18 protein-coding genes and 1 pseudogene are annotated in these 18,059 nt (G+C 62.2%); 9 read left to right on the top strand and 10 right to left on the bottom strand.

Annotated elements, in window-relative coordinates; all coding sequences use genetic code 11:
* Nucleotides 1-83 precede the first annotated feature (83 nt).
* Together O7A60_RS27010 and O7A60_RS27005 are read left to right on the top strand one after the other, a co-directional pair.
* Complete coding sequence (locus tag O7A60_RS27010; RefSeq protein WP_337108789.1) at nt 84-407, top strand: hypothetical protein; 324 nt, start codon at nt 84-86, stop codon at nt 405-407.
* A complete protein-coding gene (locus O7A60_RS27005; protein WP_337108788.1) occupies nt 404-1,516 on the top strand; it encodes an ImmA/IrrE family metallo-endopeptidase in 1,113 nt (370 codons plus the stop codon). The genes O7A60_RS27010 and O7A60_RS27005 overlap by 4 nt, the downstream gene beginning before the upstream one ends.
* Here the strand turns inward: O7A60_RS27005 and O7A60_RS27000 are convergent.
* Together O7A60_RS27000 and O7A60_RS26995 are read right to left on the bottom strand one after the other, a co-directional pair.
* Nucleotides 1,513-2,451, bottom strand: a complete 939-nt coding sequence (locus O7A60_RS27000) for an alpha-glutamyl/putrescinyl thymine pyrophosphorylase clade 3 protein (RefSeq protein WP_337108787.1) — start codon at nt 2,449-2,451, stop codon at nt 1,513-1,515. The genes O7A60_RS27005 and O7A60_RS27000 overlap by 4 nt on opposite strands.
* Nucleotides 2,432-3,511, bottom strand: coding sequence for a thymidylate synthase (locus O7A60_RS26995; protein ID WP_337108786.1), 1,080 nt, complete (start codon nt 3,509-3,511; stop codon nt 2,432-2,434). Before O7A60_RS26995 ends, O7A60_RS27000 begins: the two co-directional genes overlap by 20 nt.
* 413 nt (nt 3,512-3,924) lie before the next feature.
* Between O7A60_RS26995 and O7A60_RS26990 the strand changes: the two genes are divergently transcribed.
* Nucleotides 3,925-4,827 (top strand): hypothetical protein, encoded by a 903-nt coding sequence (locus O7A60_RS26990; RefSeq protein WP_337108785.1) that lies wholly within the window; start codon nt 3,925-3,927, stop codon nt 4,825-4,827.
* A gap of 160 nt (nt 4,828-4,987) precedes the next feature.
* On the opposite strand, the gene O7A60_RS26985 is transcribed toward O7A60_RS26990, so the two are convergent.
* The 4 genes from O7A60_RS26985 to O7A60_RS26970 are packed head-to-tail and all read right to left on the bottom strand — an operon-like array spanning nt 4,988 to nt 8,862.
* Complete coding sequence (locus tag O7A60_RS26985; RefSeq protein ID WP_337108784.1) at nt 4,988-5,233, bottom strand: MoaD/ThiS family protein; 246 nt, start codon at nt 5,231-5,233, stop codon at nt 4,988-4,990.
* A 17-nt stretch (nt 5,234-5,250) separates the two neighbouring features.
* Nucleotides 5,251-7,515, bottom strand: a complete 2,265-nt coding sequence (locus O7A60_RS26980) for a xanthine dehydrogenase family protein molybdopterin-binding subunit (RefSeq protein WP_337108783.1) — start codon at nt 7,513-7,515, stop codon at nt 5,251-5,253.
* A gap of 10 nt (nt 7,516-7,525) precedes the next feature.
* Nucleotides 7,526-8,002: a (2Fe-2S)-binding protein gene (locus O7A60_RS26975; RefSeq protein WP_337108782.1), complete on the bottom strand. Its 477-nt coding sequence runs from the start codon at nt 8,000-8,002 to the stop codon at nt 7,526-7,528.
* Nucleotides 8,002-8,862, bottom strand: coding sequence for an FAD binding domain-containing protein (locus O7A60_RS26970; RefSeq protein WP_337108781.1), 861 nt, complete (start codon nt 8,860-8,862; stop codon nt 8,002-8,004). The genes O7A60_RS26975 and O7A60_RS26970 overlap by 1 nt, the downstream gene beginning before the upstream one ends.
* A 439-nt stretch (nt 8,863-9,301) precedes the next feature.
* On the opposite strand from O7A60_RS26970, the gene O7A60_RS26965 reads away from it, so the two are divergent.
* From O7A60_RS26965 to O7A60_RS26955, 3 genes are all read left to right on the top strand, one after another.
* Nucleotides 9,302-9,532: a hypothetical protein gene (locus tag O7A60_RS26965; protein ID WP_337108780.1), complete on the top strand. Its 231-nt coding sequence runs from the start codon at nt 9,302-9,304 to the stop codon at nt 9,530-9,532.
* A gap of 98 nt (nt 9,533-9,630) precedes the next feature.
* Nucleotides 9,631-10,779 (top strand): amidohydrolase, encoded by a 1,149-nt coding sequence (locus O7A60_RS26960; RefSeq protein WP_337108779.1) that lies wholly within the window; start codon nt 9,631-9,633, stop codon nt 10,777-10,779.
* Nucleotides 10,780-10,908: 129 nt separating this feature from the next.
* On the top strand, nt 10,909-11,532 hold the full coding sequence (locus O7A60_RS26955) for an FMN-binding negative transcriptional regulator (RefSeq protein ID WP_337108778.1): 624 nt from the start codon (nt 10,909-10,911) through the stop codon (nt 11,530-11,532).
* A gap of 80 nt (nt 11,533-11,612) precedes the next feature.
* Here the strand turns inward: O7A60_RS26955 and O7A60_RS26950 are convergent, their stop codons facing one another.
* Both O7A60_RS26950 and O7A60_RS26945 read right to left on the bottom strand, forming a co-directional pair.
* Nucleotides 11,613-12,539 carry a sigma-70 family RNA polymerase sigma factor gene (locus tag O7A60_RS26950; protein ID WP_337108777.1) on the bottom strand — a complete coding sequence of 309 codons (927 nt, stop codon included), beginning with the start codon at nt 12,537-12,539 and terminating at the stop codon, nt 11,613-11,615.
* Nucleotides 12,536-13,288, bottom strand: coding sequence for an SDR family NAD(P)-dependent oxidoreductase (locus O7A60_RS26945; RefSeq protein WP_337108776.1), 753 nt, complete (start codon nt 13,286-13,288; stop codon nt 12,536-12,538). The genes O7A60_RS26950 and O7A60_RS26945 overlap by 4 nt, the downstream gene beginning before the upstream one ends.
* Nucleotides 13,289-13,580: 292 nt before the next feature.
* Between O7A60_RS26945 and O7A60_RS26940 the strand changes: the two genes are divergently transcribed.
* Nucleotides 13,581-14,603 carry an aminopeptidase gene (locus tag O7A60_RS26940; RefSeq protein WP_337108810.1) on the top strand — a complete coding sequence of 341 codons (1,023 nt, stop codon included), beginning with the start codon at nt 13,581-13,583 and terminating at the stop codon, nt 14,601-14,603.
* Between the two features lie 66 nt (nt 14,604-14,669).
* Here O7A60_RS26940 and O7A60_RS26935 read toward each other — a convergent pair whose 3' ends face one another.
* Nucleotides 14,670-15,176, bottom strand: coding sequence for a GNAT family N-acetyltransferase (locus tag O7A60_RS26935; RefSeq protein WP_337108775.1), 507 nt, complete (start codon nt 15,174-15,176; stop codon nt 14,670-14,672).
* Between the two features lie 224 nt (nt 15,177-15,400).
* Between O7A60_RS26935 and O7A60_RS26930 the strand changes: the two genes are divergently transcribed.
* Nucleotides 15,401-15,706 carry a hypothetical protein gene (locus O7A60_RS26930; protein WP_337108774.1) on the top strand — a complete coding sequence of 102 codons (306 nt, stop codon included), beginning with the start codon at nt 15,401-15,403 and terminating at the stop codon, nt 15,704-15,706.
* Nucleotides 15,707-15,833: 127 nt separating this feature from the next.
* Nucleotides 15,834-16,252 (top strand): annotated as a pseudogene (locus O7A60_RS26925) (amidohydrolase family protein); the annotation flags it as partial.
* Between the two features lie 58 nt (nt 16,253-16,310).
* On the opposite strand, the gene O7A60_RS26920 reads toward O7A60_RS26925, so the two are convergent.
* Nucleotides 16,311-18,014 (bottom strand): phospholipase D-like domain-containing protein, encoded by a 1,704-nt coding sequence (locus O7A60_RS26920; RefSeq protein WP_337108773.1) that lies wholly within the window; start codon nt 18,012-18,014, stop codon nt 16,311-16,313.
* Nucleotides 18,015-18,059: the final 45 nt, after the last annotated feature.

Raw genomic sequence — 18,059 nt, 5'->3', positions numbered from 1 at the left:
ATTTCCCCGGTCTAACGCTCGCTACTCGCATCAGCGAAATAGTGGCGGCAGCTGTCCCTGGGGTCTACCTGCGGACGCTTCCCTTGGAATTAAGCTATCTCACGTCGAAAATCAGATCGGCGGCTACGGATGGAAAGGCGGCGCGTAAGATGCTCGGCGAAGACTTGGCTCGTTCGTTTCACAGCATAGTCGCCGATATACGTGACGCGATGTACATGGGGGAAGTGCCCGGCACGCAGGAAATCGAGCTTGCCGACGGCAAAATAGGGTTAAACTATTTGCTAGGACATTTGGCTGTATTGGAAGTAGAGCCAATAGGCTCTGCTCCGAATGACGTGCACAACTGGCGCCAGGTTCATCGCGTCAGACTTCTGCGGATCGTTCAGGATGGGAAGGTGCTGGTATGACTGAATCCAATTGGTCTTCCCCGCCGGGCGATACAATTTTCCGGCTGATGACCAGCAGAGAAATTGATGCCGCTGAACTCGCTGACGCCATGGGCATATCGAGCAAAGATTTCGACGCAGTTATCACCGGTCGTCGTCGACTGACCGAAAGCGACGCGGCCGTTCTTGCTGATAATCTTGGTTCAACCGCGCGCTTTTGGCTTGCCCGCGATAAGGCGTACGTCCTTGACATGGCTCGACTCGATGAGCGAAACTCACAAACCTCAGAAGAGACTTGGCTTGCATCTATGCCTGTTGCCTCCATGCGCAAGTATGGCTGGACGCAGAGAGGCGCTCGGGCCAAGGACAAGCTGATGGGCGAAATTCTCGCCTTCTTCGGCTGCGGGACTCTCCAAGAGTGGGGACAACGATACTCCTCAGGCGTTGGGGCGGTCGCGTTTCGCACGTCTCTATCTCTGGCCTCCGATGGCATGGCCACTCTGGTTTGGCTCAGAGCCGGCGAGTTGACGGTTATTGATCGAGATATACCCAAGTTCGATCGCGCAGCATTTAAGCGCATCCTTCCGGGCCTCAAGAAGCTATCAGCCTACAAGCGTCCTTCCGTCTTTCTTCCACGCCTCGTAGAGGCCTGTCGCACTGTTGGCGTAGCTGTGGCAACCGCGCGGACACCTGACGGGTGTCGAGCGAGCGGTGCATCGTGGTTCAACGCGGACGGCAATCCGGTGATCCTGCTCAGCTTCAGGCATATGTCGGAAGATCACTTCTGGTTCACGTTCTTCCATGAAGCGGGCCATGTCGTCCTCCACGGTAAGAGCCATATCGATGGCGAGGGCACTGTCGCCATGGGCACCGACACCGAACGGCAGGAATCTGAAGCCAACGAATTCGCTCAGGACGTTCTTTTCCCAATGGAGCTTCGGGAGGACCTGCGACACAGTGGAGTCCGACCTAGGTCGATTATTGCGATTGCCCGCCAGGCCGACGTGACGCCTGGTATCATAGTGGGCCAGTTACAGCGGGCAAAGTATTTAGACCACAGTAAGATGAACTTCCTTAAGCGACGGTATCGCTGGAATGACGACGCCCACGTGCCAGACTTGATCGATTAGCCTCTGAAATATACGTAGGTCGTCGGGCTCTTCTGCCAATTGCAAAGGCTGTCCTCAAGCACTTGCTTACCGACATTAAGGTAGGCGTCGAGAGTATCGACTGCATTTTCGATGGTCTTGGTCGGACCATTGGCGTCCTTGTCACCCAAGACGAGCAGTTTGGCGCCAGATAGCGGGCCTGTTGCACCTGTAAAATGCACGCTGTCGGCTTCGATGGGAGCAAGATCAAGCTTGCCGATCATGGTCAGGAAATCAAAACTCCCTAAGCGGCCGAAGCCGTAGACTTCCTTCATTGATCGATAGAGTTCCTTGAACACAGCCGTCGGATTCTGCCCTACGCTTTTATGAACCAATCGGACCCTGGCATTGACACCACCAGAGCCGCTCAGCCATTCGTGAAAGGTCGAGAAGACCAAGGCGATCTTGTCGATCTTTTTGCTCTGATATTGGCGATGATTGGAGAACCGGCCGGATACGGTCTTTGACTTCAAATCTGCTTCATGAGCTGCCAGCATGGCTTCAAACTGGGCGGTATGAGCGCCGTATTGCTTCAGCGTCCACACAGGACCCTGGCCGAATGAACCCATAACGTTGGCCGCCAGTTTCCAGCCGTCTCGTGCATGCTTGCCAAAATGAGTGCCGATAAAAGCAATCCATATCGCTTCATCGCGCGCCCCCTTTCTATCGAGATAGTAGGCTCCCTTCAGCGGATCGAAGAGTGGCGAGTGCGGGTCTATTCGCTCCGGCGACATAATCGGCCGATCACGAAATCCGCGGACATAATGGATGCGTCTCAAGCTTGAAATCATCTGTTCGACAAGCGTCGCCCGCGCTGCGGGCTCAACGATGCCGGGCAGTGGGCCAAATTCCGCTTCGTAAGCAGCAAGCCCAGCCAAAAGTTCGGCTTGGCGGTTCTTATGGTTCCCCTTTGGCATCTAATTCTTTCGTTTCGAATAGGTCCTTGATGGCCGGCTCGGCCACCTTCTTCTTGGCGATGCGGTCGAGCACGTAGAGCCTGAACCCGCCATGGTGCAATCGACCGAGTAGTTCTTCCGCACCTTCGCCATCCCGGTACTTCCCTAGAGCAAAGACGCGCAACAGTAGAATTATGTCCTGCCAGTATTGGTCCATACCAATGGGCGGTTCATAATCCGGATTGCCGGCTCTGATCTCGCCCTCTGCACGCAAAACCTGTCGTATGGCCGGCCACGGATCTCCCAGGGGCATGGGCGGCATGGGCACAATGTCGTGTAGCCCCTCGTTTACGTAGCTAAGGGCGTCGGTTCGTGCCGTCTGTGTGTCGGTATCGTCGTAGAGATGCAGGCTCGCCACCGAATGTTGGTATGTGCCCACCTCAACGCCGAGTTCGCGGGCCGCGATCTCTTGTAGCATGGTGAACGCAAATACATCATGGGGCAAACCCAGGAAGACGTCATTTGACCGCATATGCACATGCAAATGCAATCGCTTCTTCCTAATGACAAAATGGATTGTGCAGGTGCACGGAATATCCTTGCTCCTCTTGCCCTCCGGACCCTTTCGTGCCCCGTCAGCGTTGGCGTAAATTTGGATTATTGCATTCCGGGATCCCGGTTCGGCCTTCAAGGTATCAATCACGCGCTGCCACTCGTCATTGATTTCGGTGTCTGCGTTTCGGCGAGCCTCTCCGAACATGCGTCGACCGTAGGCGCCATTGAGGATCAAGCCGTCGTCGGAGAACTCGTGGTAACCAGGCACGTAATAGTTGATCTGCTCTAGCCCATTGCTGCCCGAAAGGTACCAAAGCAACTCACCAAGCGGGCTGAACACCCTGGCGCGGGCTTCAGATCGCCCAAGGCGTGCACGGGAGTTCGTTAGTTCCAGGAGCGCCCCAAATATCTCTGTACTTTTGCCCTTGCGCGAACTTACACGGTTGTTTCGCTTGCTGCCAGACAATAGGCGGATGAAGGTCCGCCTCATCAAGTCGTCAAGATTGTCGGAGGAGAGATGAAACACGCGAATCCTTAAATAGAACAAGCATGAAAACTGCCGCCAATTCGACTCCTTTGGCAAGGAGTCGTGAAGGATTATTCCACAACGTTAATGATTACGACTCCGGAGCCAAGGCACGGTTCGGCGCAGAATTACGGCGCCAACATCGCTTCAGCCGCTCCACCGCAGTTTGATGTCCTTGGCCTCGACCTCGACCTTGCCTGCGCTCCGCAATATGATTGTGGTGGTGCCGACAGTGCAGAGTCGCCGTCGGAGAACGCCGAGACGGTATACGCGACCTTATTGAAGTCGCGCCTACATTGCTTTATGCGGTGTGTCGCCGCAAGCTCATGGGAGTCCCGCCTTCAAAGAGCTCTGAATGCTCTCTCAAAGCGGACGGGTGCGTTCGATTCGCGCGCGGCACCACAGAGGGGCGCATGTTCGTACTAAACAGAACCCATGCTAGATGGGCTTTCAAAGACCTGCTTGGACAAGCAAACCACTTCCTCATCACTATTCTGGTCGGCCTAAACGGCATCAGGAAAAACAAGATAGCGCTTGATGAGGAATTCCGTACTTCATGGAATCCTAAAGACTCGCTGCGTTCAGCTGAGCGAAGCAGAGTTTTCGCATTAGACCTATCCCTAGTTAGGGCGATAGACGCGCTCGACACGTATTTCATGTTGTCGGTACGCAAGCCTTGTGCGCTACCATCATGCTTTGTCTCTGCGATGGATGGTACGGGGCGCAGTGTCGCAAAACGTTTGAACGTCTTTGACAAGCATCTGCCTCAGCTTCGGGAGAGTCACAAGGCCGCTTTGGAAGTGGCTATCGAGTGGCGCAACCGTCGCGTCCATTCGCTATCCGACGATCGCATCGATAACGCAAAGCGCAAAACGCTCCTTAGTGATGGGACCTATTTCAACGAGAATCATAGTGGACTTGATGTCAAAGAACTATTGTCACACTTTGACTCCGCCTCATCTCCTACATTCAAAGAAGCTGCTAGCATCATCAAACTCTGCCATGAAGCGGTTAGAATATATGATGCTAAGATCCTAGATCAGCTGCATGTGACGCGATATGTTAGTGACGCTGTTCTAATGCTGCTTGAGCAAGGCGGATCGGATTTGGGCAAGCCTATAACACGAGTTTGGGATAGCCCTAAGCGTGAAGCCAAAACTTTGCGACTTCTTCGACTTGCCGGCGTGTCCGAGTCGGAGAGCATCTCGGGCCGAGAAGTACCGAGCGCCTTCATAGAACGCTTCGTGTCATTGCCAACTGGCGAGGTAGAGCAATTTCTTAGAGCGGAGGCAGCCAACCACCATCTTTCGAGCTGAAGACTTCTGGAACTTCGGGCGAAGGATGACCAGGAAGTTGAGCAAGCTTGGCAACAAGTTGGCGTGAGCCGGGTACGGAAATGACGAAGGGTCCCTGAATGACCAAAATCCGGCGCAAAGCTGGCCGTTCAACATACCTCGCGTCCTCGCCTCGCCCCCCTCACCCCCCAGCCAACCTCGGCAGCAAAAAAATCTCCGCCCCCGGCGGCAGCTCCTTACTCCACGTATCCCGGTAAATCGTCCCGTCGATCGCCACCGCAATCCCGCGGTCGATCCATGGCTCCAGGCCGGGATACTGTTCAGCGAGTTTCCTGAACAGCTCCCTTATGTCCTTGGCCTCGACCTCGACCTTGCTGTTGCCTCCGGCGGTCGTGGCCAGCGCGCCCCAGAGCGTGACTTCGACCATCAGAACCTCATCTGGCCCTAGCCTTCCCGTTCCGCCTCGATCGCCGCCAGGATGCGCGGCGGCGACATCGGGATGTGGGTCATGCGCACGCCCGCCGCGTTCGAGACCGCGTTGGCGATCGCCGCCAGCGGCGGCACGATCGAGGTTTCGCCGACGCCGCGCACGCCATAGGGGTGGTTGGGGTTGGGGATTTCCAGGATCATCGTGTCGATCATCGGCAGGTCGGAGCAAACCGGGATGCGGTAGTCGAGGAAGCCGGCGTTCTGCAGCCGGCCGTCCTTGCCGTAAATATACTCCTCGTTGAGCGCCCAGCCGATGCCTTGCGCCGCACCGCCCTGGTACTGGCCCTCGACATAGGTCGGGTGCACCGCCTTGCCGGCATCCTGCACCACCGTGTAGCGGATCACCCTGGTCGCACCCGTCTCGGGGTCGACCTCGACATCGCATATATGGGTGGCGAAGGACACGCCGGCGCCGTCGGCGACGAGCTCGCTATGGCCGGCGATCGGCCCGCCGGTGGTGCCCGATTTGGCCGCGATCTCCTTCAGCGACAGCTTGCCGAGATTGCCGTGCTTCTCGCCCTTGGCGACCGCGTGGCCCTGTTCCCAGACGACGTCGTCGACGGAAATATCCCACATCTGCGCGGCGCGCTCGCGCAGGATCTTGATCGCGTTGCGGGCGGCCGAGATCGTCGCCATCGAGGACGAGAAGGTGCCCCGGCTGCCATCGGTCATGTCGTTGTAGCCGAGGCTCGACGTATCGGCGACGATGGCCTTGACCTGTTCATAGGCGATGCCGAGCTCCTCCGCCGCCACCAGCGACAGCGAGGCGCGGGACCCGCCGACATCCACCGTGCCGACGGCGAGCGACACCGAGCCGTCCATGCCGATGTTCAGGTCGGTGCAGGTCTGGCCGCCGAAATTGAACCAGAAGCCGCAGGCCATGCCGCGCCCCTGATTTGCCTTGAGCGGCGCCTTCATGTGCGCATGGTTCTTCACCGCTTCCAGCGTCGGGCCGATGCCGATCGGGCCGTAGACCGGGCCGTAGGACGAGCGCGTGCCTTCCTGGGCGGCGTTCTTGATGCGAAACTCGACCGGATCCATGCCGAGCTCCTTGGCGAGCTCATCGACGGTGCTCTCCACCGCGAAGGCCGCCATCGGGGCCGACGGCGCGCGATAGGCGGCGGTCTTCGGCCGGTTGACCAGCACTTCGAAGCCCACCGTCTTGACGTTATCGAGCTTGTAGCAGGCGAACGCCGTCATGGCGCCGATCTCGGCCCAGGTGCCGGCATAGGGGCCGCTTGTGTAGCGCAGCGTCGCTTCGGCGGCGGTGATCGTGCCGTCCTTGCGGGCGCCGATCTTGACGTCGATCGAGGTGGCGCTGGTTGGCCCTGAGGCGCGGAACACCTCGTCGCGGGTCATCACCAGCTTCACCGGGCGTCCGGCCTTGCGCGACAGCGCGAGCGCCACCGGCTCGGCCCAGACATGGGTCTTGCCGCCGAAACCGCCGCCGATCTCCGAGGAGGTGACGCGCAGCTTCGAGGCTTCCATGCCAAGCAGCTGCGCGCAGTGCTGGCGGTAGACGAAATGGCCCTGCGTGCACACCCAGAGGTCCGCCGTGCCGTCGGAGCTGACATTGGCCACGCAGGCATGCGGCTCGATATAGCCCTGGTGCGTCTGCTCGGTCTTGAACGAGCGCTCGACGATGAAATCGGCGTGGCCGAAGCCCTGATGGACGTCGCCATGGCCGAACTGCGAGCGCTTGGTGACGTTGGACGGTTTTGCCGGCTTTTCCTCCAGCCCCTCGGTGAAGACCGTGTCGTTGATCAGGGGCGCGTGGTGCTGCATCGCCTCGTCGACGTCGGTGACATGCGGCAGCACCTCGTAGTCGACCACGATCAGCTTCAGCGCTTGCCTGGCCGTGTGGGCATCGATCGCGGCCACGGCGGCCACCGCGTGGCCGTCATAGAGCGCCTTGGTGCGCGCCATGCAATTGTCGAGGATGTCGTACATGGCGGCGTCGCCATCGGTGAGATCGGGCAGGTCGGCGGCGGTGATCACCGCCTTGACGCCGGGAAGCGCTTCCGCTTTCGAGGTGTCGATCTTCCTGATCTTGGCATGCGCGTGCGGGCTGCGCAGCACGCGGCCGACCAGCTGGCCGGCCATGTTGAAGTCGGCGCCGTAGCGGGCGCGGCCGGTCACCTTGTCGACGCCGTCGGGACGGATCGGGCGGGTGCCTACCGACGCGAAATTGCGGTTGGAGTACCGTGGATCGAAATTCATGGTCACGCTCCTACGCTTGTTTCATGACGATTGCGGCCTCCTGGACGGCGCGCACGATCTTGTCATAGCCGGTGCAGCGGCAGAGATTGCCGGCCAGCCCGAAGCGGATTTCCTCCTCGGTCGGGTCGGGGTTTTTGGCGAGCAGGTCCTTGGCCGCGATCAGGAAGCCGGGCGTGCAGATGCCGCATTGCAGGGCCGCGTGCTCCAGGAATTTCTGCTGCAGCGGGTGCAGCGTGTCGCCATGCGCCATGCCCTCGACGGTCTCGATGCGGCGGCCTTCCGCTTCCGCGCCGAGCACCAGGCACGAACACACCAGCCGGTCGTCGACGATGACGCTGCAGGCGCCGCAGTCGCCCGTGCCGCAGCCTTCCTTGGCGCCGGTCAGACCGAGCCGGTCGCGCAGCACCTCGAGCAGCGTCTCGTCGGGCTGGCAAAGATATTCGACGCTGTCGCCGTTGATTGTGGTTGAAACAGCTACACCAGCCATCATTTGCCTCCTGCGCGTGCATAGGTGGTCTGTGCGGCTCGCCTCGCCAGCACGCCCGCAACCTTGCGTCTGAATTCGATTGTGCCTCGCTTGTCGTCGATGGGCCGGCAGGCCCCGGCGCAGACCTTGGCCAGCCGCTCCAGCGCCGCTTCGTCGAGCTTGCGGCCGATCAGGGCCTGCGCCCCTTCTTCCACCAAAAGCACGGTCGGCGCGGCGGCGCCGATCGCCACGCGGGCCGCCGTCACGATGCCGGCTGCGTCCAGCGTCAGGTTCACGCCGGCGCTGACCACGGCGATGTCCATCTCGGTGCGCGGAATGAACCTGAGATACGCATCGGCCGAGCGCGGCGCGCGCTTGTCGAGCAGGATCGCCTCGATGATCTCACCCTTGGCGAGCGATGTCCGGCCCGGCGCGGTCGGCACGGCCTCCACGGCGATGGTGCGCTTGCCCGATGGGCCGACGACCACGGCGCGAGCGCCAGCCGCCACCAGCGCCGGCACGCTGTCGGCCGCCGGCGAGGCGTTGCAGAGATTGCCAACAATGGTGCAGCGTCCCTGCACCTGCTTGGAGCCGATCAACTTCGCCGCTTCGACGACGCCAGGCCAGGCCTTCTTCAAGGCGGCGTTCTCGCCCAGCACGGCGCAGGGCACGGCGGCGCCGATGCTGAAGCCGTCGGCGGTTTCCCTGATGTCGCGCAAGCCGGCGATCGACTTGATGTCGATGATCAGTTCGGGTTCGACAAAGCCGCCCTTCATCCTCACCAGAAGGTCACTGCCCCCGGCAAGGATTGCGGCGGGGCCGGCCGATCCGGCCAGTTGGCCGACGGCATCTTCGATTGAAAGCGGACGTATGTAGCGCATCGTCTCCCCTTGGTATCGCGATTTCAGCGACCGTTATAAACAATCGTCTCATAATGACCATCCGTTTCCCGGGCCGAGGCGATTGGGCCAGGTGCGGCAAAATGCGGTCCACCTGACCTGAAGCCCGTCCAGGGAAGCGTAAGTGCAGGGCCACATTAAGGCTTGACCGGAAGATGCCGCGCGTCAATCCTCTGTCCCGGGGGAGGAGTTTCCATGCGACGTCTCTTGGCTGTGCCTTGCGCCATGCTGCTGGCCGCGCCGGCTGGCGCCGCGACGCTCTATTACGGCTCCAGGGTCGGAATGGAGCTCACCATCGTCAAGAAGTCGGGGCATCGGCTCCACGCACGCCAGCATCCTGGCCAGACACGACAGGCGGAACGCCCGCGTCTACTGCCGCGAATATGGCCACGATTTCACCCAGGAGTGCGTCGACGCGGAAATGAAGGCGCCGCTGCACTTCGAGATCACCGCCAACTGCAAGACCGGCGAGTTCACCACCTTCTATGGCGCCGCCATGCTGTTCCAGGGCCGCAACAAGGGCACGGATGTGACGACCGATTACCGGATCACCGCCGTCGACGAGAACGTGGTGCTGGATGGCTCCGGCGCCTCGGGCTACGACTACACACTCGACCAGTTCAAGGCGCTCTGCCCCAACCGCGTGAAGTAAGTCCGTCGGGAGGCCTGGCCCGCCGAAGCCTGGGAGTTGGACCGTGGCAGGCACGGCCGTTTATCGCTAGCACAGGACTGCAGTGGAGGCGAAAAACCATGACCCTGACCAATCGCGACATTGTCGAACTGACCGAGTGGCGGCGCAAGCTGCACCGCCAGCCGGAAATCTCGAACGAGGAGGAGAAGACGGCGAAAGAGGTCGTCGCCTTTCTCGCCGACACTGGGCCCGACAAGGTGCTGACCGGTCTCGGCGGCCACGGCGTCGCCGCCATCTACGACAGCGGCAAAAACGGACCGACCGTCCTGTTTCGGTCCGAACTCGATGCGCTGCCGATCGAGGAACTGTCCGGCGTGCCGCATGCATCGCAAGTGCCGGGCAAGTCGCATATGTGCGGCCATGACGGACACACCGCGATCCTGGCCTCGCTTGGCCGCCAGTTCGGCCGCGAACGGCCCGCCAGCGGCCGCGTCGTGCTGATGTTCCAGCCGGCGGAGGAAACCGGCAATGGCGCGGCCGGCGTCGTCGCCGATCCCCGCTTCGGCGAGATCGCGCCCGATTTCGCCTTCTCGCTGCACAATCTGCCCGGCGTGCCGTTCGGCGAGGTCAGGCTCAAGCCCGGCGTGGTCAACTGCGCCTCGCGCGGCATGCGCATCGTGCTGGAGGGCAAGACCGCGCATTCCTCCATGCCCGAGACCGGAACCTCGCCCATGCTCGCGATCAGTGAGCTGATGCCGGCTTTGCCCGCGCTCGGCCGCGCGACCTTCGCCGATGACGATTTCTCCATGATCACCGTCACCCATGCGCGGATGGGCGAAGCCGTGTTCGGCATCGCGCCCGCCCACGCCGAGGTCTGGGCGACGCTGCGCACCCGCCGCGACGAGCGCATGGCCGACCTCTGTGCGGCCGCCGAGGCGCTGGTCAAGGAGATCGCCGGCCGCCACGGCCTCTCCGCACGCTCAGACTATCACGAGATCTTCGTCGCCAGCGTCAACGCGCCGGACGCGGTCGAGCATCTGCGGCGCGCCCTCGACGAAGAGAGCGTCGCGCATGGCGAGGAAGCCTTGCCGATGCGTGCCTCGGAGGATTTCGGCCTGTTCGGCCACAGCGCCTCATCGGCGATGTTCTTCCTTGGTGCCGGCGAACACCACCCGGCGCTGCACAATTCCGATTACGACTTTCCCGACGACCTGATCCCGATCGGCTCGAGGATCTTCATGCGCACGGCGCGCAACCTGCTCGGCTGATTTCAGCGCGACCCGGCCAGCACGGCGGCTCCATCCCCGATCAACTGGCCACCTGGACTCTTCGAAACTGGGACATTTCCAACGGGGCGGATTGTGTGGCATCTGTCAGGCCAACGCAAGGAGTTCAAAATGTACACGCCGCCCGCCTTCCGCGACGACGACAAGGACAGCCTGATGGCGACGATCCGCGCCGCGCGGCTGGCCAACCTCGTCACCGCCACGGCGGACGGGCCGCTCGCCACGCCCCTGCCCCTCTTTCTCGACGAAACCGAGGGCGAGCATGGCGTCATCCATGGCCATCTGGCCAGGGCCAACCCGCAGTGGCGTGTTCCTGCGATCGGCGACGGACTTGCCATCTTCATGGGGCCGGATGCCTATGTGACGCCGGCCTGGTACCCGACCAAGCAGGAAACCGGCAAGGTCGTGCCGACCTGGAACTACGCCGCCGTCCACGCCTATGGGCCGGTCGAGTTCTTCGACGATGCGGACAGGCTGCTGGAGGTCGTCACCCGGCTGACGAACCTGCATGAGGGCGCGCGCGCCGCGCCCTGGGCGGTGTCGGACGCGCCGCCCGACTTCATCCAGTCGCAGCTTCGCGGCATTGTCGGCCTGCGCATGCCGGTCATCAGGCTCGAGGGCAAGCGCAAGATGAGCCAGAACCGCAACGCCGCCGACCGCGCCGGCGTGGCCACTGGGCTGGCGACGAGTGAGCGGCCGTCCGACCGCGAGGTCTCGTCCTTGATCCCGTCGTAAAGCACACGACGCCTCGCCTTGATTCGGCGGCCCGCGCCCGCCGCCGTCGGGAGTCGATCCGGCCCGCCACCTGCTGTCGCCTATCGGCGTCCATTGCCACCAGAGCCGGCTTCCCTCGCCAGCACCAGGTCCGCGTCGTCGAGAACGTAGTGGACATAGCGGTAGTCGCGAATGAAGCTGATCCGGCCTTCGCGCCATTCCAGCCACATGAAATGACTTGGCTTCGCGGCGGCCCGGTCTTCGAACACCGCGATCACCTCGCGGCCCTCGACCCATGCCGGCCTGAGCCACAAGCCGTCGCTCTTGGCGTAGATCGTGAAGAACATGCCGACGTCGGCGGCGCCCGCGCGCGGCGGATGCATGGACTGGTGGAGCCGCACATCGTCGGCCAGCAGCGCGCGCAAGCCGTCCCAGTCGCGTCGGTTGAACAGAGTGACGTAGCGCACGGTCGCCGCGGATGCGATGCGCGCATCGGGGAGCGGCCTGGGCTCGGCGTTGATCCGCCGAAGCCGGGCGCGGCCGCGCGCAAGATGCGCCTTCACCGCATCGACCGTGATATCAAGCAAGGCGGCGATGTCGGCCAGTGGCTCGTCGAGCACATCCCTCAGGATGATCACGCTGCGTTGCGGCACCGGAAGCTCCGCGAAGCGCGACACGGCGGTTTGCACGGCTTGCCTGCGCATCAGCATCTCCACCGGGTCGGCCTCGTCGGCAATCTCAAGCGCCGCCTCGATGGGCTCGGCGGCGCGGATCGCGCGGCTGCGCAAAAGGTCCAGCGCGCGGTTGTGGGCGATCCGGAACAGCCAGGGCCTGAGCTGCGGCACCTCGCGCAACTCGTCCAGGGCAACGAAGGCGCGCGCGAACGTATCCTGCACCACATCCTCGCCGTCGATGACCGAGCCCATCAGCCGCGAACAATAGCGGTGCAGCTCCGGCCGCAGCGCTGCGGCAAGGGCAAGCAGCCCCTCCTGCCGGTCGCGCTCCACGGCTGGCTTTCCCTCGCTCAAGGGCCCTCCATGATCGTCACGCCCGCGTCGCCGCTGAGGCCGAAGACGACGCCCTCGGCATATTGCGGGTCTTCCAGCACGCAAACCACCCTGTCGCCGAAAGCCCGGGGCGGCATAGGCGCGCCGAAGCGGGTGATGAATTCTTCCGGCGTGATGCCCATCGAGCCGGCATAGGCGCCGGCCGCCGCGTCGCCGATCCCGGTGCCGAGGATCATCTGCCGCGGCACGATCGCCTGGAAGCGTATGCCGAGGCCCTTCTCCCGCGCCACGCCATTGGCGTATTTGGCCATGAACCACAGCATCCGCTTGGAGCCGCCATAGCCGCCCGACATCTGCGACCCGGTGACGGCGGCACCGCTCGACCCGACCAGCACCCGGCTGCCCGGCTTGAGCGGCAGGTTCAGCGCCGCCTGCAGCCAGTAGAGCCCGGCCTTGACGTCGGTCTCCCAGGCGACGGAGAAATCCGCCCACTTCAACTGGTCCAGCCGCCCCATCCGGGGCGTGGCACCGGCGTTCAGCACCACTATGTCTGGGCGGACCTCGCCAAGAATGCGATAGGCCGCGTCCTCGTCCGTGACATCGGCGGCAATGGTGGCGACCCCAAGCCGCGCACCGACCGCTTGCAATGCCTCGGCGCCCCGCGCGACCACGGTCACGCTTGCACCCTGCTCGACCAGCGCTTCGACCAGGCCGAGGCCAAGCCCCCGGCTGCCGCCGGTGACCACGATTTTCTTATCCCTGAGGCTCATTGACCCTGCTCCAGTGTTTCACTGTAGCTAAGACGTTTGAGGATCGGGGAAAGAGTCAGCGGTGGGCGAGATTTGGCATCTGCCCCGGCCTGCCGGGTCGTGGTGTGTTGGAGAGGTTCGTGGTGGTGAGGTTCGCGATAGACATGCACCCGGCCAATATGGAGCCGGCGGCAGACCGGCAGCTTCGAGGGCATGCCCAGTGGACGGTCCGCCGGACATGTGCTCCATGGGCAGGTGACGAAGCGGTGGGGAAGAAGTGAAGCGCGTTTTTCGATTGTTTGCTGCGGTGGTCATGGCGTCCGCCATGAGCGGTTGCACCAGCATTTCCTACTACGCGCAATCGCTGGAGGGCCATGTCCGGATCATGGCCGCGCGCGAAGACGTCGGAAAACTGATCAAGGCCCCTTCGACACCTGCGGCATTGCGAACCAAATTGACGTCGGCGAGCGCTATAAGGCGGTTTGCGACAGACGAGCTGGCGCTGCCCGAAAACAGCAGCTATCACAGCTATGTCGACATCCACCGGGATGCAGTGACCTGGGCCGTTTTTGCCGCGCCGCAGTTCTCGCTCACGCCAAAAACATGGTGCTTTCCGGTTTTCGGCTGCGTTCCGTACCGGGGTTACTTCGATCGCAAATCCGCAACCGAAAGCGCCGTCGCACTTCATGGACAGGGGTTGGACGTCTATGTCACCGGCATCACCGCGTATTCCACGCTGGGCTGGTCCAGTGACCCGCTGCTCAGCACCATGCTGCGTCAGGACGACACCTATCTCGCGAGCCTCATCTTTCATGAACTGGCGCATCAGCGCCTCTATGTGAACGGCGATTCCGCATTCAATGAGGCTTTCGCGGTTGCCGTCGAAACCACCGGCACAAGAAAATGGCTCCGCGCGGCCGGCGATCGCGCCGGCTTGCGCCGCTACGAAGCCGATCGCAAGCGCAGCGCCGATTTTCTCGGACTGGTGTCGAAAACGCGCGACGAATTGAGGCAGGTCTATGAAAGCTCCCGTACCCCGGATGAGATGGCGGCTGCCAAGGCAGCCACGCTCGACAGGCTGCGGATGCGCTACCGGCAAATGCGCGACAGACGCTGGGCCGGATACCGGGGCTACGACGCCTGGTTCAACGCCCCGATCAACAATGCAAAGCTCGCCGCGACTTCTGTCTACGGCGAACAGGTTCCGGCGTTTCTTCGCCTGTTCGACCTGTGCTCCGGCGATTATCCGAAATTCTACGCTTCCGTTCGAAGGATCGCGAATTTGCCCGAACCTGCCCGTGCCGAAGCGCTTAAGGCTGCGACTACCTGTGATTGACTTGAACAAGCACGGGCTGTTCTTTGGAGTGCCCCGATGTCAGCCCGGGACCGCGAGCGGATGACTCTAAGCCTGGCTCGCCAACAGTGACGTTCCGGCGTCTGCGTCGAGCGCAAAACGCTCGCAGTGCTCGCCGTCGGACTCATCGACGAAGCTCTCGACATGTTTGAAGCCGAGCTTCGCCAGGATTCGCAGCGACGCGACATTGCGCGTCACCGCCTCGGCCGTTAGCTGGTCAAGCGCCAAGGTCTCAAAAGCATAGCGAATGACTTCGCGCGCGGCCTCGCTGCCCAGTCCCTGTCCCCAATGCGCACGCGCCAGCACAAATCCCAATGCGGCTGCCTTGGCGTCGGTTGCGAAAGACAGGGTTATCGTCCCGATCGCCTCCGATGCCCGGTCTATGGACCACTGGATCGCCTTGCCGTCAGCCAAGCGCTGACGCGAGCGGGCTAACCATCGCTCGCCCGCGCTCATGTCGTCGGGAACGGGATCGCCGGCAAGGGAGGCGGATTCGACATCGGTGGCGCGCGCAAACCATGCCGGGATATCCCGTTGGCGCGGCGCCCGCAGCACGAGCCTTGGAGTGATGAGCCTGGGGACTGCTTTCATCGGAGGCATTTTCGACCTGGGGTAGCGCCAAGGCAACGGCGCTAGTAGGGCCGCTGCGGCTGTAGCTAAGCAACGCTGGCCCAATCGGCTCTTTATCATTACTTCACCATAGCGACAGCGGTGACGGAACCTTCCTGATCGCGACGGACTTCTGGAGGCATTCTGAGCTCGATGGAAGAGGTCCCAGCATGAGAGTCACCGCAGCAGGCATCGACCGCATTAAAATCGGCAATGCGGACGCGAGCGGCCAAGGCGCGCATTTCGTCGTCTGGCTTTATCTTCAGGTCGACGAAGGGGGTACACAGACCGGTCAGGAACTGGTGGTGTCGGTGCCGTACGACGCGCAGATGACGTTCGACGATCTCGCGACTCAGGCTTTCGAGAAGGCACACGCCATGCTTCGAGCCTGCTGCGAGATAGATGAGGCGATGTGGTGGAAGCAGTTCAACCGCAGCCTGGCGCCGCTGCCCGAATGGACGCCCGGCGCCCAGTAGTTAGCGAACCCCGAACCACGAATGGATACTGGCTGGCGAGCGGGCGATAGTCCGGCACCAAGATCCGTGTCAGGTCGAAGACCGACAGTATTCGCGGCCGCACGCCATCCCGAGCCAGACCGGCGCGCTGGAGGCGGCGCGGGAAGCCCGCCGGCTGGGCATGTATACGGCCATGGGCGCGCCCAACGCGCTGCGTGGAGAATCCTATTCGGGCAATCTTTCCGCCCGCCAGGCCTATGAGGCCGGGCTGCTCGACATGCTGGCCAGCGACTATCACCCGGCCTCGATCCTGCCGGCCGTGCTCGGCCTGGCGGAACTGCGCGACAGTGGCCTGGCGAAGGCTGCGGCGCTGGCAAGCGCCAATCCGGCCGCGGCGCTCGGGCTCACCGATCGAGGCGCCATCGAAGCCGGGCTTCTGGCCGATCTCGTCGTCGCCGACCGCCAGCCGGTGCCACGTGTGCGCGCAACCTTCCGCGCCGCCGCATGATCTACGGCGACGGTACGCTGAGCCGCTCGCCGTCTCCCGCTAACGGCAAACGGCTCTAACCCTTTGTTTTTACAACTGCCGGGAAAGGCGACGCGCCTTTCCCGGAATTGCTCTAGACTAGGTGCCTGCCATCCAGAACGCCAGCATGCGCTTGGTCTCGCCGGTGGTCCGGCGCTTTTGCCAGCCCGGGTCACGCGACAGATATTGGAAGGGATCCTTCCTCTCCTTGGCCGCCTCCGCGAGATAGGCACGCCAGCGATAGTGGCTGTAGGTCTGCATGGCGTTGATGGCGTAGTGCATGGCGATCTTCTTGTGGCCCCGAATGACGATGAAGTTCTCGTCGTTTGCGGCACTCGCCGAGTGCGAAAAATTATGTGAGCCCGTGACGATGATGGGATCGTCGCTGAATGGATCGATCACCAGCACTTTTGAATGCGTGATGGCGTGACCTATGGCCGATTCGAAGTCGGCAGCCGTACCTTCCACGGCCCATTGCCCGACCGGTTTCTCAACCCCGGTGTCCTGCGCCGCATCGAGGAAAAAATCCTCGGGCTTCGCCTTCAGCAGCTTGAACTCCTCGAGACCCTTGCCGGTGAATCGGGTCGCGACGCCGCGCACATAGAGCTTCTTCTCCTTTTGAAGTCTGAGCAATGTTCGCACCGGCTCGTTGCCCGGCTGAAACATCACGAAAAAGACCCCATGCTGCGCACCTTCCACCAGTTTGACGAGTTCCTTGATGTCGATTTCATCGCTCAAGCTCGAGAACCAGCTGTCGATGGTGCCGGCACCGAAAGCGATGCCTTGCTCGGGCGAATTGTTGGATCGCAGCAGGTCGTCGGAAACCGCGCTCTTTGCGTCGACCAGCAGGTTGAACTGCGCTTCATACCGCTCTGCCAGCACCGGATGCTCGAGCATGATGCCATTGTTGAGCTGCGTGCAGAGACCGGTCGGTGTCCAGTTCGTGCTCCCGGTCCACACCTTGGCCGGCTCGAACTTGTCGTTCGCAGCGCGACCGATGACCAGGAACTTGTTGTGGGCCAGTGCTTTCGGTGCGAGGAAGCGGTCGTGCACGACAACATCCGCGCCGCGCAGACGCGCCCGCGCATCGGCGTTTTCATCCTCGCCCTCGGCATCGACGCTTCCATTCACCAGGACGATCTTCGCCCGTTTGCCGATGGCGCGGAGCCCGTCGATGAGTTCCTCGTCGCTGAGCTCATAGAGCGCGGCATGCAGCTCCAGCTCGTCATCGGCCGCGACCTCGGCCATCATCTTCAGCATCGTTTCGCGCAAAGTGCCGCCCAGAAAGGCCCTCGCCTCACGGTCGACATTCTTGCTGACGATGACGGCGGTTTCCTTCAACTCCTTGAGCGTGATCCCCTTGCGCTTCATGTAACGCGCCATGAACTGCGACAGCACATAACCCCGGTTGAAGTGGACACTGGCACCGTCGCCGCAATCGGCGGAAAGTGTCAGCATTTCGGACCATTCGCTCGCCGGCCCGTCTTCCAGCGCGCCGGCGGCACCCTTGACCCTCGCGACGATACGATAGGCAATGACGTCGCCAAGGTCGGCGGCGTGGTCCGTCCAGTCATAGCGTTGGAATGGCCAGATCCGCGAGGAACGCGAGGCGATCCGGTTGCCGTCCTTGTCGACCTCCGTATCGTCCTCGAACCCGACGCGGTTCGACAGATAGTTGGGGGCGGAGGCGCCGCGGCGGCACTGGATGGCAAATCCCAGACATCCCTCAATGTCCTCCTGATGCGACCAGACGAGATGCACATCGTCGGCATTTGCAAACACTTTCAAGATGATATCGGCCACATAAGCCTCCCTCGCCGCTGTCAGGGCTTCTTGTCCCTCCGCTGC

It is taken from the genome of Mesorhizobium salmacidum (SeqCode) (assembly GCF_037179605.1).
In the GTDB taxonomy this organism is placed as follows: Bacteria; Pseudomonadota; Alphaproteobacteria; order Rhizobiales; family Rhizobiaceae; genus Mesorhizobium; species Mesorhizobium salmacidum.
This window is presented reverse-complemented; position numbering and strand designations above follow the sequence as displayed.